The 14,927-nt window shown below is 73.2% G+C and carries 14 protein-coding genes and 1 riboswitch; of the genes, 4 read left to right on the forward strand and 10 right to left on the reverse strand.

Translation table 11 applies throughout. From position 1 onward, the window contains the following. Positions 1-31: 31 nt before the first annotated feature. Positions 32-100: riboswitch (cobalamin riboswitch) on the reverse strand. A 111-nt stretch (positions 101-211) separates the two neighbouring features. Both ASG36_RS06265 and ASG36_RS06270 read right to left on the reverse strand, forming a co-directional pair. Then, entirely contained in the window at positions 212-1,873 is a 1,662-nt protein-coding gene (locus tag ASG36_RS06265) for a class I adenylate-forming enzyme family protein (protein WP_055760795.1), read from the reverse strand. Between the two features lie 7 nt (positions 1,874-1,880). Next, positions 1,881-2,831 carry a cyclase family protein gene (locus ASG36_RS06270; protein ID WP_235494642.1) on the reverse strand — a complete coding sequence of 317 codons (951 nt, stop codon included), beginning with the start codon at positions 2,829-2,831 and terminating at the stop codon, positions 1,881-1,883. Positions 2,832-2,960: 129 nt separating this feature from the next. Here ASG36_RS06270 and ASG36_RS06275 point away from each other — a divergent pair, with 129 nt between their 5' ends. Continuing rightward, positions 2,961-4,196, forward strand: coding sequence for an acyl-CoA dehydrogenase family protein (locus ASG36_RS06275; RefSeq protein WP_055760801.1), 1,236 nt, complete (start codon positions 2,961-2,963; stop codon positions 4,194-4,196). A gap of 1 nt (position 4,197) precedes the next feature. Here ASG36_RS06275 and ASG36_RS06280 read toward each other — a convergent pair whose 3' ends face one another. The 5 genes from ASG36_RS06280 to ASG36_RS06300 all read right to left on the reverse strand — a co-directional run bounded on the left by ASG36_RS06280 (position 4,198) and on the right by ASG36_RS06300 (position 10,233). Beyond that, positions 4,198-4,401: a hypothetical protein gene (locus tag ASG36_RS06280; protein ID WP_055760803.1), complete on the reverse strand. Its 204-nt coding sequence runs from the start codon at positions 4,399-4,401 to the stop codon at positions 4,198-4,200. 66 nt (positions 4,402-4,467) lie between these two features. Beyond that, positions 4,468-6,201, reverse strand: coding sequence for a hypothetical protein (locus tag ASG36_RS06285; protein ID WP_055760806.1), 1,734 nt, complete (start codon positions 6,199-6,201; stop codon positions 4,468-4,470). Beyond that, positions 6,198-7,511 (reverse strand): tetratricopeptide repeat protein, encoded by a 1,314-nt coding sequence (locus ASG36_RS06290; protein ID WP_055760809.1) that lies wholly within the window; start codon positions 7,509-7,511, stop codon positions 6,198-6,200. Before ASG36_RS06290 ends, ASG36_RS06285 begins: the two co-directional genes overlap by 4 nt. A gap of 2 nt (positions 7,512-7,513) precedes the next feature. Beyond that, positions 7,514-8,311, reverse strand: a complete 798-nt coding sequence (locus tag ASG36_RS06295) for a class F sortase (RefSeq protein ID WP_055760812.1) — start codon at positions 8,309-8,311, stop codon at positions 7,514-7,516. Positions 8,312-8,448: 137 nt separating this feature from the next. Then, on the reverse strand, positions 8,449-10,233 hold the full coding sequence (locus ASG36_RS06300) for a DUF4331 domain-containing protein (protein ID WP_082522821.1): 1,785 nt from the start codon (positions 10,231-10,233) through the stop codon (positions 8,449-8,451). A gap of 431 nt (positions 10,234-10,664) precedes the next feature. Here ASG36_RS06300 and ASG36_RS06305 point away from each other — a divergent pair, with 431 nt between their 5' ends. Continuing rightward, positions 10,665-12,197, forward strand: coding sequence for an acyl-CoA synthetase (locus tag ASG36_RS06305; protein ID WP_055760815.1), 1,533 nt, complete (start codon positions 10,665-10,667; stop codon positions 12,195-12,197). A gap of 57 nt (positions 12,198-12,254) precedes the next feature. Continuing rightward, positions 12,255-12,569, forward strand: coding sequence for a hypothetical protein (locus tag ASG36_RS06310; RefSeq protein ID WP_055760818.1), 315 nt, complete (start codon positions 12,255-12,257; stop codon positions 12,567-12,569). A 2-nt stretch (positions 12,570-12,571) separates the two neighbouring features. Here ASG36_RS06310 and ASG36_RS22175 read toward each other — a convergent pair whose 3' ends face one another. Genes ASG36_RS22175 through ASG36_RS06325 form a run of 3 tightly spaced genes read right to left on the reverse strand, consistent with a single transcriptional unit; the run spans position 12,572 to position 13,772 of the window. Then, on the reverse strand, positions 12,572-13,108 hold the full coding sequence (locus ASG36_RS22175) for a TetR/AcrR family transcriptional regulator (protein ID WP_055760822.1): 537 nt from the start codon (positions 13,106-13,108) through the stop codon (positions 12,572-12,574). Next, a complete protein-coding gene (locus tag ASG36_RS22180; RefSeq protein ID WP_055760824.1) occupies positions 13,105-13,431 on the reverse strand; it encodes an SMR family transporter in 327 nt (108 codons plus the stop codon). The genes ASG36_RS22175 and ASG36_RS22180 overlap by 4 nt, the downstream gene beginning before the upstream one ends. Beyond that, positions 13,428-13,772: a multidrug efflux SMR transporter gene (locus tag ASG36_RS06325; protein WP_200944344.1), complete on the reverse strand. Its 345-nt coding sequence runs from the start codon at positions 13,770-13,772 to the stop codon at positions 13,428-13,430. Before ASG36_RS06325 ends, ASG36_RS22180 begins: the two co-directional genes overlap by 4 nt. Before the next feature lie 175 nt (positions 13,773-13,947). Here ASG36_RS06325 and ASG36_RS06330 point away from each other — a divergent pair, with 175 nt between their 5' ends. Beyond that, a complete protein-coding gene (locus tag ASG36_RS06330; protein WP_200944345.1) occupies positions 13,948-14,916 on the forward strand; it encodes an NAD(P)/FAD-dependent oxidoreductase in 969 nt (322 codons plus the stop codon). Positions 14,917-14,927: the final 11 nt, after the last annotated feature.

Raw genomic sequence — 14,927 nt, forward strand, 5'->3', positions numbered from 1 at the left:
CGCGCCCGGAGTTCGTCGGGCACGGCAGCCGGAGTGTCTGGCTCACCCCCGGGTGGGGGTCACAGTGGCGGGACCGCACCGGGATCTCACCGGTTTCCTCGCTGCACTGCCGTGGCCCCGGACGCTACCCGGCGCCCCTCCCCTGTCGAGAGTGCAGTTGCGGCCGCCGGCCCCGGCGCGCCGGGGCGTGTCGACGACCGCAACTGCGCACTCAGTTCCTCGCCCGCAGCTCGCGGCGCAGGATCTTGCCCGTCGTGGTCTTCGGCAGCTCGTCGACGACCTCCACGTATCTCGGGTACTTGTAGGCCGCCATCCGCTCCTTGGACCAGGCGATGACCTCCTCGGGGGTGACCGAGGCACCCGGCTTGAGCGAGACGTAGGCCTTCACCGTCTCGCCGCGCTTCTCGTCGGGGATGCCCACGACCGCTGCCTCGCGCACCGCGGGGTGGCCGTAGAGCACGTCCTCCACCTCGCGAGGCCAGACCTTGTAGCCGGCCGCGTTGATCATGTCCTTCTTGCGGTCGACCAGGAAGAACCAGCCCGAGGCGTCCATGAACCCGACATCACCGGTGCGCAGCTCCCCGCCCGGGATGGACTCCGCGGTGGCGTCCGGGCGCTCCCAGTACCCGGGCACGACCTGCGGCCCGGAGGTGGCGAACTCCCCGACCTCGCCGACGGGCACCTCCTCGCCGTCCTCACCCAGCACCCGGACGACGGTGTCGTAGACCGGGACGCCGACGCTCAACGCCCCGGAGTTCTCGTCCACCGGCGCCTTGACCCCGAACGGGACCCCGTGCGACGGGCTGTTGGTCTCGGTCAGCCCGTAGATGTTGTGCACGTAGACGCCCAGCTTCTCCTCCAGCTGGTCGGTGACCGCCGGGGCGATCGGGGCACCCCCGGAGTAGACGGCCCGCAGGGAGGTGAAGTCCTCCCGGCCGGCCCCGGTGGCGTTGCCCAGGGCGATGAACACCGCGATGGCCCCGACGGTGAACGTCGGCCGGTGCTCCCGGATGGCCTCCAGCACCACGTCGGGGTGGAACCGGTGGGCCAGCACCAGCGGACAGCCGACCAGCATCGCGATCGCGACGTGCCCGATCAGCCCGGTGATGTGGAACAACGGCGCCACCCCGAGCACCGAGTCCTGCGGGCCCAGGCTCATCCACTCCCGGTAGGTGCAGGCGTTGAACACCATCGTGGAGTGGGTGTTCATCGCCCCCTTCGGCCGCCCCGTCGTCCCCGACGTGTAGGTCAGCACGCCGATGTCGTCGCCGGTCAGCTGCACCGGCGGCGGCTGCTCGCCGGCGTGGGTCGCCACGAGCTCCCCCAGGTCCAGGGTCCCCTCGGGGTGGGCCTTGACCGTGCCCTCGAACAATCGCTGGTCGCCGCGGGTCTGGTGGTCCAGACCGGAGCAGGTGACGACGGTCTGCACCTTCGTCTCCCCGGCCTCGATCACCCCCTTCGCGACCGTGTCGTACAGCTCGTCCAGGCACAGCAGCGCGGTGGCGCCGGAGTCGGCGAGCAGGTACGTCAGCTCGGCGGACTTGTTCATCGGGTTGATCGCGACCGCGGACCCCCCGGCCTTCCACGCCCCGAGCAGCCCGATCACGAACGCCGGGTCGTTCTGGACGTAGAGGCCCATCCGGTCGCCGTGCGCGAAGCCCGCGCCGAGCAGTCCGACCGCGAGGGCGTCGGAGGCGACGTCGAGGTCGGCGAAGGTCAGGGTGCCGTCGAAGTAGCGGATCGCCACCGCGTCGGGGGTGGCCGCAAGGGTGGCCTCGAAGACCGCGAGCAGGGTGTCGTGCTCGGGGGTGATCGAGGCCGGCTGGCCCTCGCCGTAGAGGGCCAGCCAGGGCTTGTCGGTGTAGACGCTCATGCCCGGGTCAGCGGATCGCGACCGGGTTGACCGGGGCGCCGGTGCCGTTGACGACCTTGAGCGGTGCGGCGACGTAGAGGAACGTCCACCGGTTGTCCGCAGCACACGCGTCGGCCAGGTCGTCGAGCCAGGCGATCTCGGTCAGCGTGACGCCCAGGTTGCGCATCAGGGCGCAGTGCAGCGGCAGGGCGACGCCGGACACCGGGTCGTAGGTGACCTCGTTGGCGATCGTGTCGGTGACCAGGTTGGGGATCTCGGTGCGCTGGAACCACTCGACCAGCTCGCGGGAGTAGGTCAGGCCGGGCTCGGCGAACCCGTCGTAGAAGGTCTCCGGGTCGTTGAGGTCGTACCAGTACTTCATCCAGCCGGTCCGGATCACCAGGATGTCGTGCGGCTGGATCTCCACGCCCTGGGCGGCCGCGGCGGCCTCGAGGTCGGTGTGGTCGAAGGTCTCGCCCTTGTCCAGCCACTGCTTGCCGCGGTGGCGGGCCATGTCGATGAGCACGCCGCGCCCGACGATGCCCTTCTCCGCGATCGGCAGCACCGAGGCCTTGTCCATGCCGCCGACGGTGGAGCGGGCGTCGTAGCCGTTCCAGAGCTTGCCGTCGTACCAGACGTGGCCCAGCGCGTCGTACTGCGTGGAGCCCTGCAGGAACATCAGCGCGGTGTCGTCGGCGTAGTGCAGACCGCCGGGGAACTGCGGGGCGGCGTCGGTGTCCCAGGTGGACTCGTCGAGCTCGTTCTTGCGCTCGATGCCGCGGCGGCCGGGCCAGAGCGGGTCGCCGGGGGCCTCGGCGCGGCCCATCTGGATCTGCAGGGTGAAGGTCTCACCGCTCTGGATGTGCTGGGCGCCGCGCAGCACCTCGGCGGCGTCGAGGTAGTTCAGCGAGCCGAGCTCGTCGTCGGGACCCCACTTGCCCCAGTTGGAAGGGGCGTCGTCGCCCAGGACCTCGCGCATGGCAGGAACGTCGGACATCGTCGTCTCCGGTCTCTCGCGGCGCCCAGAGCTGGCCGGGCACTCGCACGGTCGGTGGTCATGTGCATGATGCAGGTCACAGCCGCTCGTGCACACACCGGAGTCGCCCCCATGACCGTCTCGCTGCCGGCCCCCTCCGAGCACGCCGTCGCCCTGCACGGACGGATGCGGGACTTCCTCCGCGACGAGGTGCTGCCGGCCGAGGCCGAGTACGAGCGCGACCGTCGCGCGGCGGGCCCGGACGGGCACGAACCGCCCCCGGTGGTCGAGCGGTTGAAGAAGAGCGCGCAGGCCGCCGGTCTGTGGAACCTGTTCCTGCCGAGTGAGTCCGGGCTGACGCAGCTGGAGTACGCACCGATCGCCGAGCTCACCGGCTGGAGCCTGGAGCTGGCCCCGGAGGCCACCAACTGCGCCGCCCCGGACACCGGCAACATGGAGCTGCTGCACCTGCTGGGGTCACCCGAGCAGCAGCAGCGCTGGCTCGAGCCGCTGCTGGCCGGGGAGATCCGGTCGGCGTTCGCGATGACCGAGCCCGCGGTGGCCAGCAGCGACGCCACCAACATCGCCACCCGGATCACCCGGGACGGCGGCGACTACGTGATCGACGGGCGGAAGTGGTGGACCTCCGGGGCGCTCGACCCGCGCTGCGCCGTCCTCGTGCTGATGGGCAAGACCGACCCCGACGCCCCCAAGCACCGCCAGCAGACGATGGTGCTGGTGCCGATGGACACCCCGGGCATCACCGTCGAGCGCGACCTGCCGGTGTTCGGCCACCACGACCAGCACGGGCACGCCGTCGTCCGCTTCGACGACGTCCGGGTGCCGGTGACCAACGTGGTCGGCGAGGAGGGCGGCGGGTTCGCCGCCGCCCAGGCCCGGCTGGGCCCCGGCCGGATCCACCACTGCATGCGTGCCCTGGGTGCGGCCGAGCGGGCGCTGGCGATGATGGTCGCCCGGGTGCAGGAACGGGTCGCGTTCGGCAAGCCGCTCGCCGAGCAGGGCGTGGTGCAGCAGCAGATCGCGGAGTCCCGCCTGGAGATCGAGCAGGCCCGCGCCATCTGCCACCAGGCCAGCCACGTCATCGACAGCGAGGGCAACAAGGCCGCCAAGGACCTGGTGGCGATGGCCAAGGTCGCCGTCCCCCGGGCGGCCACCGCGGTGATCGACCGGGCGATCCAGGTGCACGGCGGCGCCGGGGTCACCGACGTGACCCCGTTGGCCGCCATGTACGGCTGGCACCGGGCGATGCGGCTGTTCGACGGCCCCGACGAGGTGCACCTGCGCAGCCTGGCCAAGGCCGAGCTGGGCCGGACACCGGTCGTGCCGCTGCCGCGGGTGACCGTCTAGGTCAGTGGTGGTGCTCTGGCCCGTGCTCGTGGGCGTGCGGGTGCTGGTGGTCGGCGTGCTCGGGGTCCTCGGGGTGGCCGTGCTCGTGCTCGTGGTGCTCCACGACCGCGGCGCCCTCGTGGTGCCCCTCCCCGTGCGGGTGGGCGTGGGCGCCCTCGGGGTGGGTGTGCTCGTGGTCGGCGTGCTGGGGCTCCGGGGTGCTCATGGGGAGGTCCTACGCGATGCCGGGCCCCCTGGCAATGCCCACGCCGGCTGACCGGCGTCCAGGACCTCAGGCGCCGAGCACGACCCCGCGCAGGACCAGCGACAGCCCGACCACCAGCACCAGCACCGCGGTGAGGACCGGCAGGGCCAGCACGACGCGGGACAGCAGCCGGGCACGGCGCAGGTCGGCCACCCGGCGCTCCAGCCGGCCGCGCAGCTTGACCAGCAGCAGGCCGACGGCGGTGAGGGTGGCGGCCATGCCCAGGCCGTAGGCGACCACGAGGACGACGCCGAAGGCCGTGCGCCCCAGGCCGATGCTGGCCAGCAGGACGATCAGGGCCGACGGGCTGGGCACCAGACCGCCTGCGACGCCCATCCCGATCAACCCGCCGCGGCCCACCCCGGGACCGTGCGAGTGACCGCCGGGACCGTGGCTGTGGCCACCGCTCCACCAGCTGCCGTGCTCGTGGTCGTCGTGGCTGTGCTCGTCGTGGTCGTGGTCGTGCTCGCCGTGGCTGTGGTCGTGCGGGTGGTCGTGCGGGTGGTCGTGGTCGTGGTCGTGCGGGTGGTCGTGGTCGTGCGGGTGGTCGTGGTCGTGCGGGTGGTCGTGCTCGTGCGGGTGCGGGTGCGGGTGGTCGTGCCCGGCGCCGTGGTCGTGCCCGTGCACCGCGTGCTGGTGACCGGCGAGGGCGCTCACCGCGCCTGCCAGCGCCGGCTCGGGGAGGGCGGCCTCGGGCGGGATCTGCAGGGCGCGGGCGGCCCGCCAGCGGGGGACGGCGCCGCGCAGCATGGCCACGCCGATGCCCGCGACGAGCAGGCCGCTGGCCACGCCGAGCCAGCGGAGCACCTGGTCCCCGGCCAGCGAGCTGGAGATCGTGATGGCCGCGCCCAGCACGAGGACGCCCACGGTGTGGGTGCCGGTGACGGTGGCCCCGACGAGGACGGCGTCCCGGCTGCGACCCCGCCGGCCGGCCAGGTAGGCGGCCATCACGCTCTTGCCGTGACCGGGCAGCAGCGCATGGCCGCAGCCCAGCAGCACCGCGAGCAGCACTGCCAGCGTGCCCACCAGCGGGGTCAGCTCACGGCCACCGATCATGTCCTCGAAGCGGCGGTCGAGGGCGGCGACGGCGTTGGTGAACGGGTCCCCTCCCCCGGTGCTGATCGTCGGTGCGGAGCCCGAGCCCTCGCCCGGCCGGGTGTCCACGGAGAAGCCGCGGACGTCCTGCGGGGAGGCCAGCAGGTCCACGGGGTACTCGCGCAGGGCGTCGGTGATGCTCTCGCTGGGCACCGGGGGATCGAGCAGGGCGACCCCGTCACCGACGGCGGTCATCTCCCGCCAGCCGACCCGGTCGGCGAGGTACGTGTCCTCGACCTCGAACGCCGCGTCGCCACCCAGGTCGGCCGGTGCCGTGAGGTCGCAGGTCAGCCGCAGGGTGGGCAGACCGCCGGCCCCGGGCACCGTCGTCATCGACGACCCCTGGCCGGCCCAGGTCAGCTGCTCGCCGTCCACCGAGGCACGCACGGCCGAGGCGACGTCTGTGCACTCGTCGGCAGCGGCCGAGGACAGCTGGTCGTCGGTCGGCGAGCCGTCCGGGGCGATCGTCTGCAGCAGCTGCGCGGTGGGGATCTCGGCCCGGTCGACGACGGCGGTCAGCGCGACCTGGTCCGGGGTCAGCACGAAGGCGTCGGAGTGGTTGACCGTGAAGTTGCCCAGCGGGTGCGCCTGGGCCGCCCCGGCCGGGACGACCGCCCAGAACAGGCCGGCGCCCAGGACGACGGCGGCTGCCCGCCGGGACCTCATGCCGGTCCGCCGAGGGACTCCAGCAGCTCGGTGGCCCGCGGCGCGAGCAGCGGGGAGAAGTACGGGTTGGTGTCCAGCGCCTGGGTCAGGGTCGCGCGCGCCTGCTCGGTCATCCCGAGCCCGGCCTCGATGGCCCCGCGGTGGTAGAGGAACAGCGCACTGGCCCCGCCCAGGGAGGTGGCCTGCTGGGCGAGCGGGAGCGCCTCGGCGTCCCGGCCGGCGGCGTGCAGCGCCCAGGCCAGGGCGTCCTGGCTGTCGATGTTGACCCGGCGGTCGTACTCGGCCTGCGCGGCGGTGAGCGCTGTGGCGGGGTCACCGTGGTCGGCGGCGAACAGCGCGGCGGACAGGTCGTCGGTGACCCCGCCGGCGGCGAAGAGCTGGCGCACGGTGTCGACCAGGGCGAACTGCTGCTGGGCCTCGTCGTCCCGACCGAGGGACTCCAGGTACTCGCCGAACTCGACGAAGTGCTCGGGCAGGGGGCTGGCGTCCACGACCCGCTGGAAACCGGCCACCGCGGCGTCCTCGTTGCCCCGGGCCGCGTCGACCCGGGCGCGGCCCAGGAGCAGGGACGCGTCGTCGGGCAGGTCGACCAGCCCGGCGGAGAACTGGGCGCCGGCCTCGTCCAGGTCGCCCTGGTTCAGGGCGAGCTGCCCGAGGTAGGTGCGGCAGAATGCCTCGCTGGCCGGGTCGCCGGTGGCGGTCTCCAGCGCCTGCTCCAGCGCCGACCGGGCGTTGGCGAGGTCGCCGTGCAGCTCGGCGTCGTAGGAGGCGCGCGTGAAGGACGCCAGGCCCGGGCGCAGCTCGAGCATCCGGTCCAGCGCCTCGGTGGCACCCGGGTAGTCGCCCAGCTGGGTGCGGGCGTCGGTGAGCACCCCCCAGGCGGTCGCGCTGTAGGGGTTGATCGCGAGGGCGGCGTCCGCGGCGTCGCGCGCTGCGGCGAAGTCGTGGCGGGCGTTGGCGAGCGCACCCTGCCCGGTCAGCGCGGCGTCGTTGGCGTCGGGCCGGAGGGTCAGCGACTGTGCCAGGGCGCCGTCGGCGAGGTCGTAGTAGCTCGGGTCCGCGGTGACCCGGGCCTGCTCGACGTAGGCCGAGCCCAGCTGCGCCCAGGTCGTGTAGTCCCCGGGCACGGTCTCCAGCCGCGTCTGGGCCGCGGCGATCGCGGCGGTCAGCGGGTCGACGACGGCAGCCTGTTCGGCGGCGGCCGCCTCGGTGGTCTGCCGGTCCTGCTGGGCACTGGCGAACCCGGCCACCGACGCCACCAGGAGCAGACCCCCGGCGGCGACGGCGGCCACCGCGTTGCGACGACGCACGATCAGACGTTCGGCTGGTCGCCGGCGGGGGCCGGGGTGCCGGCGGCGATCCGGGCGTCGCTCTCCTCGAGCGAGCGGTCCAGGTCGAGGGTGGCGCGGACGACGAGGTTGTCGTCGTAGGAGCGAGCCCCCTGGTCGAAGGCACCGGTGCAGGTGATCAGCACGATCTCGCTGTCACCGACCGGGGCGTAGACCTCGTCGGCGGGGAAGGCGTCCTTCGCGTACTCCTGGCTCTCGGTGACGGTGAAGACGGCGACGGTGTTGTCCGCACGGGTGATCATCACCTCGTCACCGACGGCCAGGTCGCGCAGCCGGTAGAACACGGCCGGGCCGGTGTAGTCGTCGACGTGGCCGGCGATCAGCCCGGGCGGGCCCTGCGGGTCACCGGGGTAGTTGCCGCCGGTGAACCAGCCGGCCCGGGAGAAGTCCACCGGCACCTCGAGGGTGCCGTCGCTGTTGAGCCCGAGGTCGACGAGCGACGAGCTGACCTCGATGGCGGGGATGTCGACCTGGACCGGCTCGGAGCGGGTCAGCGCGGTCGTCAGGTGCGGGATCGGCTCGCCCGCGGAGTTGGTGGGGGCGGTGGCCGACGGGGTGGCGGCGGGGGCGTCGGAGCCGCCGAAGAACAGGGCGCCCACCAGGACGCCGACGGCGAGCGCGGCGACGGTGGGGATCAGCCAGGTGGGGAGCCGACGGCGCTTCGTGGGAGCGGGCTCGTCGGTGGTCATCTCGGACTCGAGGAACGGGGTGTCGTCACCGTTGCCGTGGTCGGAGCCGTACGGGGCGGAGTGGTCAGCCATGGGAGTCCGTTCCTTCGGTCTGCTGCCTCCCGACGGGCCCGGGTCAGGGGTGCCGGCGGCGTGAGGGTTCGTCCGTGAGGGGGTGGTGCCGGGGTGTGGTGGCAGCTGCCACCACACCCCGGCACCGTCGTGCGAGGTCAGACCTGGGGCGTGCCCGCGGCCTTGGAGCGGAGGTTACGACCGCGGATGAGCGAACCCGCTCCGGCACCGAGGAGCAGGAGCGCGGCCCCACCGGTCAGCGCCGGCATCAGGGTCTCGTCCCAGCCACCGGCACCGGTGTCGACGCCACCGACCGGGTACTGACCCGGGGCGGAGGCGACGGGGGTGGTGGACGGCGTCGCCGCGCCGCCACCGGGGGTCGGGGCCGGAGCCGGGGGAACCGGGGAGAGCCCGCCACCACCGGTGCCGCCGCCGCCGTTGACGGCCTCGGTGTTGGGCAGCGAGACGTACGGGAACACGTTGGAGAAGTCGTTGTCGTTGACGTCGACGGCGTCACCGGCAGCGAGGGCCGCGACTCCGGCAGCGACCCGGTCGGCCGGGACGTTGTTCGGGAAGTCGGTGACGTCGTAGACGCCCTCGAGAGCGAGGACCTCGATGTCCAGGACGTCGTCACCGAGGCGACGACCGTTCGGGAAGCCCTGCAGGTCACCGCCCACGACGCCCAGCCGGCTCTGCTGCGCAGCCGGGGTCGGCGGGATGGACATGTTCAGACGGAGCATCTCCGAGGGGACGAAGGTCCCGTCGACGTAGTCGGTGTTCAGTGCCTGCGAGTTCAGGTCGATCGGCAGCGGCGCGGTGCCACCGGGCGCGAGGGCCGGGAACGCCGTGGTGATGCCGGTGAGGAAGACCTGGGCGATGTCGTTGCGGGGCGTGGCCGGCGCGGTGACGCCGTAGATGCCCTCGATCAGCGCGGGCAGCTCCGGGTTCAGGACCCGGTCCACGACGGCGGGGATGCCGGCGTCGTCGGCCGGGGTGATCGCGTTGAACGCGTCCTTCAGGCCGGCGGGGATGACGACCTCGTTCACCAGCGGCTGACCCAGGCGGGAGACCTGCTGCAGGGGACCACCGGTGGTCACGGTGCCGTCGACGTTGCGGGTGGTGATCGAGTCGCGCGACGTCGTGCTCCACACACCGAAGTGCGGGTTGGCCTCGGCGTCGCCGTTCAGGGCGAGGGCGTCGGCGGGCAGCTGCAGGGCGAGGGTGTTGACGTTGTACCCGGCGAGGGTGTCCTGGCCGACCTCGGACAGGTCACCGCCGTAGAGCAGGTCGAAGACGCGGAGGTCCAGGAAGAACGAGTCGTCCGCCTGGGTGGCCACGGTCTGCCCACCGTCGGGGAGAGCGGTGATGCCTGCGGTGCGCAGCGACTCGTAGTCCGGCATCCCGGCGTTGCCGGTGAAGGACGGCACGACCGGGGCGTCGTCCAGGACGGTGGTGAACGTCGTCCCGTTGTCCTCGGACAGCGTCAGGTCGTAGGTCTGCTGGAAGAGCAGGTTCTCGTCGTCCAGGGTGGTGACCGGACCGTTGTTGTACAGGAACGTGTCCGTGCCACGGGTGTCCTGGGTGGAGAACTCCCACCGGTAGATCAGGTCGGCCACGGCGTCGCCGTCGTTGTCGATGTTGAAGTCGTAGGCAGCGCCGGTCGCCCACGGGTAGAAGTTCGGGCCGCCGTTGGGCTCCTCGAACGGGATCCAGTTGCCGATCAGGTTGACCAGCGTCGGGTCCGTCGGGTCGACGAACGCGTAGACGTCGGTGTTGTCCACCGCGGGGTCCGCCGCGATCAGCGGGGCCTCGCGGTGGCTGGAGGCGCCGGCCACGGTCGGGAGCAGCCCGATCACGGCCGAGCCGGCGAGCACCCCGCCCGCGGTCAACAGTGCGGCTGCACGCGTGCTGCGCCGCTGGAGGATGTGGTCGTGCTCGGACATGCGCGTCCTTCCCAGGCCGTCCGTGTGGACGGGAGATCACCGATGAGGGTGTCGCAGCAGCCGGTGAGCTGTGGGTTCCCCGGACGGCTGAGCGGTGGAGCGGCAGGACTGGTGGTACCCCGTGTTCCTGCTGCGACGTGCACAACCTAGGCAGCTGCCAGCGGATTCTGGGCTTACGGGGCGAGAAGACTCGGAACTCGCTGTGAGTTCGACAGCTTGTGTGCACCGGGAGTGGGGTGCTCGTCACATGCAGGCCACACCCTTCACACGCGTCACTCGTTCGCGTGGGCCAGGGGCCTTGTTGCCACCACTGTGCAACAGCCCGGCGTGTCCGGCGTGTCGACAGGCCGAGGTGTCGTGGTGTTGTCCCCGTCACACCCACCGGGCATGCTGCGGCCGGAACCGTCAGCCCTGACCGTGGAGGACCGCACGTGTACCCAGGCGCCCACGCCCCCGACCACCCCGCCGTCGTCATGAGCGACACCGGCGCGACGCTCACGTACGGCGAGCTGGAGGAGCGGTCGGTCCGGCTGGCCCACGCCCTGCACGACGCCGGCCTGCGCCCCGGGGACGACGTCGCGCTGCTGGCCGAGAACGGGCTGCACACCTACGAGGTCTTCTGGGCCGCGATGCGCAGCGGGCTGTACCTGACCGCGATCAACCAGCACCTGGCGCCGGGCGAGGTGACCTACGTGCTCGGCGACTGCGGGGCGAAGGCGCTGATCGTCTCGGCCGCGCTGAGCGAGCTGGCCCGCGCCGTGGTCCCCGAGACCCCCGGCATCACGCTGCGGCTGGCCCTGGGCGGGGCCGTCGAGGGCCACGGCGACTACGAGGGGGCCCTGGCCGCGGCGTCCCCGGAGCCGCCGGCGGACCAGCCGCGCGGCCGGGACATGCTCTACAGCTCCGGGACGACGGGGCTGCCCAAGGGCGTGAAGCCGCCGCTGCCCGGGGTGCAGGTCACCGAGGGCGGCGAGCCGCTGCTGAACGTCTTCGGCCCGATGTACGGCTTCGACGCCGACACCGTCTACCTCTCCCCCGCCCCGCTGTACCACGCAGCCCCGCTGCGCTTCGGCGGGATGGTGCACATGGTCGGCGGCACCGTCGTCGTCATGCCGAGGTTCGAGCCCGTCGCCGCACTGGCGGCCATCGAGCGGTACCGGGTGACGCACAGCCAGTGGGTGCCCACGATGTTCGTGCGGATGCTCAAGCTGCCCGCCGAGGAGCGCACCCGCCACGACCTGGGCTCGCACCGGGTCGCGATCCACGCGGCGGCCCCGGCTCCGGCCGAGGTCAAGGCCGCGATGATCGAGTGGTGGGGCCCGATCCTGAACGAGTACTACGCGGCCACCGAGGCCGTCGGGGTCACCTTCATCGACAGCCCGACCTGGCTGACCCACCAGGGCTCGGTGGGCCGCGCCGGGCTCGGCGTCCTGCACGTCTGCGCCGACGACGGCACCGAGCTGCCCGTCGGGGAGACCGGGCTCGTGTACTTCGAGCGCGAGGTGCTGCCCTTCAGCTACCACAACGACCCGGAGAAGACCCGCCGCGCGCAGCACCCGCAGCACGACAACTGGGGCACGACGGGCGACGTGGGGCACGTCGACGAGGACGGCTTCCTCTACCTGACCGACCGCAAGGCGTTCATGATCATCAGCGGTGGGGTGAACATCTACCCGCAGGAGGTCGAGAACGCCCTCACCCTGCACCCGGCGGTCACCGACCTGGCCGTGCTGGGCGTGCCGGACGAGGAGATGGGCGAGTCGGTGCGGGCCGTCGTCCAGGCCGCGCCGGAGGCGACCCCGGGACCGGAGCTGGAGCGCGAGCTGTTGGACTTCCTGCGGGCCCGGATCGCCCACTACAAGGTGCCGCGCAGCGTCCTGTTCGTCGAGGAACTGCCGCGGACGCTGACCGGGAAGCTGCAGAAGCACAAGATCCGGGACCTCTACCTGGAGCTGACGAGTTGAGTCACGACTACGGAACGAGACTGGACGGGGACGGTCGGTAGGGGTCAGGCTGGGCCGATGCGCCGCCCCGAGGTCGACCCGCACCCGTCGCCGACCGATCCGGTGGGTGCGTCCCGGCTGGCGACCACCTGCCTGCGGGCCCTGGCCGACCTGGGCCGGCCGGTCGAGCTGCGCGAGCTGCTCGCCCGGCTCAACCCGCGACCGGCCCAGGGCGACCGGGAGGAGTGGTCCTCGCGGCACCGGGCCCTGCTGGACGCCGTCGGTGAGCTGCGCCGCGCCCAGCTGATCGACGTCTACACCGAGGCACACGGTTCGCGGGCGGTCGTCCAGCTGGCCGACCGGGACGACGTCCACCAGCGCGCCTGGGGCTGAGCTCACTCCCCCAGCAGGACGGTCAACGACCGGCCGAGCACGCCCCGGTCCGGCGTCGTCCCGGTCACCAGGGACTGCACCGCCCACCCGTCGACGACGGCCACGGCCGCCCGGGCCCGGTCCGGGTCGGGCGTGTGCGCAGCGGCCAGGTCGGTGAGCAGCCGCACCCAGCGCTGCGCCGACTCCCGCAGCGCCGGCCGGTGCCCGGCCGCCAGGTACAGCGTGTAGCCCGCGCGCACCGCTTCCGGGTCGGCCGCGAAGGCGTCCACCAGCCGCCCGGCGAGCCAGTGCAGGTCGGAACCCACGGCCGGGACGGCGGCCACCAGCTCGTCGGTCTGCTGGGCGAGCGCGGCGGCGAGCAGCCCGTCGAGGGTCGCGAAGTGGTAGGCCACCGACGTCTTGGCCACCCCCGCCTCGGCCGCGACCGTGCGGTGCGTGACGGCGTCGACCCCCTCGCGGGCGACCAGCCGGCGGACGGCGTCCAGCAGCTCCCCGCGGGTCTCCTCCCCCCGGGCGCGCCGTCCGTCGGGGGTGGTCACGAGCCCGCGTGCACGACGACGACGCCCAGCACGATCAGCCCCACCCCGACCAGCTGCCGTCCGCCGAGCCGGTCGCCGGAGAAGACCGCACCCCCGAGGGTGGCCAACGCGATCCCCGAGCCGGTCCAGATGCCGTAGCCGACGGCGAGGGACACCCCGTTGACCAGGGCCTGCGCCATCAGGGTCACCGACCCCCCGATGCCGGCCAGGGTCAGCAGCGCCATGCCCGGACGCCGGAAGCCCGCACTGACCCGCAGCGCCGCGATGCCCACCACCTGCGCCACGACCGCCCCGGCGAGCCAGGCCAGCCCCACCCCGGTCACGGCGCCACCGGCGGACGCGCGGTCTGGACGACGACCACCCCGGCCGCGAGCAGCAGCAGCCCGAGGGCCTGCACCGCGGTCAGCGGGTCACCGAACAGCAGCACGCTGGCCGCCGTCGCCGCCACCAGCCCGGCCCCGGTCAGCGTCGCGTACGCCGCGCCGAGCCCGATGCCCCCGCGGTCCAGCAGCAGCGAGAACAGCCAGAGCGAGACGCCGTAGCCGAGCAGCGTGCCGAGGGTGGGCAGCGGGCGGGTGAACCCGTCGGACACCCGCAACGCCAGGGTGCCGACGACCTCGGTGGCCACCGCCCCGCCCAGCAGCCAGAGAAAATGTGGACGCACGTCCCACATCCTCCCAGACCCCTGACGAGAAGCGCCCTTCTCGTCCGGGGAGCCGACGAGAAGGGCGCTTGTCGTCAGCTTCTTGCCGAATGCGCAAGGGGTGTTGCCGGTGGGGCGTGGGCAGCGGACGGTGAGGTGGTCGGTCGGAGTGACCGACGGAGGAGAGGACGGAACCGTGGACGCAGCACTGGAGCAGGTCGACGTCGTGGTGGTCGGGGGCGGCCCCGCCGGGCTGAGCGGGGCCAAGGCGGTGGCGCGGTCGAAGCGGTCGGTGGTGGTCGTGGACGACGACCGACCGCGCAACGCCACCGCGGACGGGGCGCACAACGTGCTGGGCAACGAGGGCATCGCCCCGCGCGAGCTGCTGGCCGCCGGGCGGGCCGAGCTCGCGGCCTACGGCGGGCAGGTCCGCTCCGGTCGGGTCACCGACGCCGTCGCCCTGCCCGACGGCGGCTTCCGGGTCGACCTGGCCGACGGCACCTCGCTGGGTGCCCGACGGCTGCTGATCGCCTCCGGGTTGCAGGACGTGCTGCCCGACGTCGAGGGGCTGGGCGAGCGGTGGGGCCGCGACGTCCTGCACTGCCCGTACTGCCACGGCTGGGAGGTGCGGGACACCCCTGTCGGCGTGCTGGCCACGACCCCCATGGCGGTGCACGGCACGATGCTGTTCTCCCAGCTCACCGCCGACGTCGTCTACTTCGCACACACCGGGCCGGCGCTGTCGGCCGAGGACGCCGAGGCCCTCGCCGCCCGCGGGGTGCGGGTGGTCGAGGGCGAGGTGGTCGGTGTCGAGGTGACCGACGACCGGCTCAGCGGTGTGCGGCTGGCGTCGGGGGAGGTCGTCCCCCGGGCCGCGCTCGTGGTCGCCCCGCAGTTCCGGGCCCGCGACACCCACCTGGCCTCGCTCGGGCTCGTCGCCGAGGACCTGGTGCACGCCGGGGCGGTGCTGGGCACCAAGATCGCCGCGGACCCGACCGGCAGGACCAGCGTGCCCGGGGTCTGGGTGGCCGGGAACACCACCGACCCGATGGCCCAGGTGGTCTCCTCGATGGCCTCGGGGCTGCAGGCCGGCGCGATGGTGAACGCCGACCTGGTCGCCGAGGAGACCCGGGCGTTGGTGGCTGCCGCGCGCGCCCGAGCCTGAGCAGGGAGGAT

This window comes from Geodermatophilus sp. Leaf369, assembly GCF_001424455.1.
Lineage (GTDB): Bacteria > Actinomycetota > Actinomycetes > Mycobacteriales > Geodermatophilaceae > Klenkia.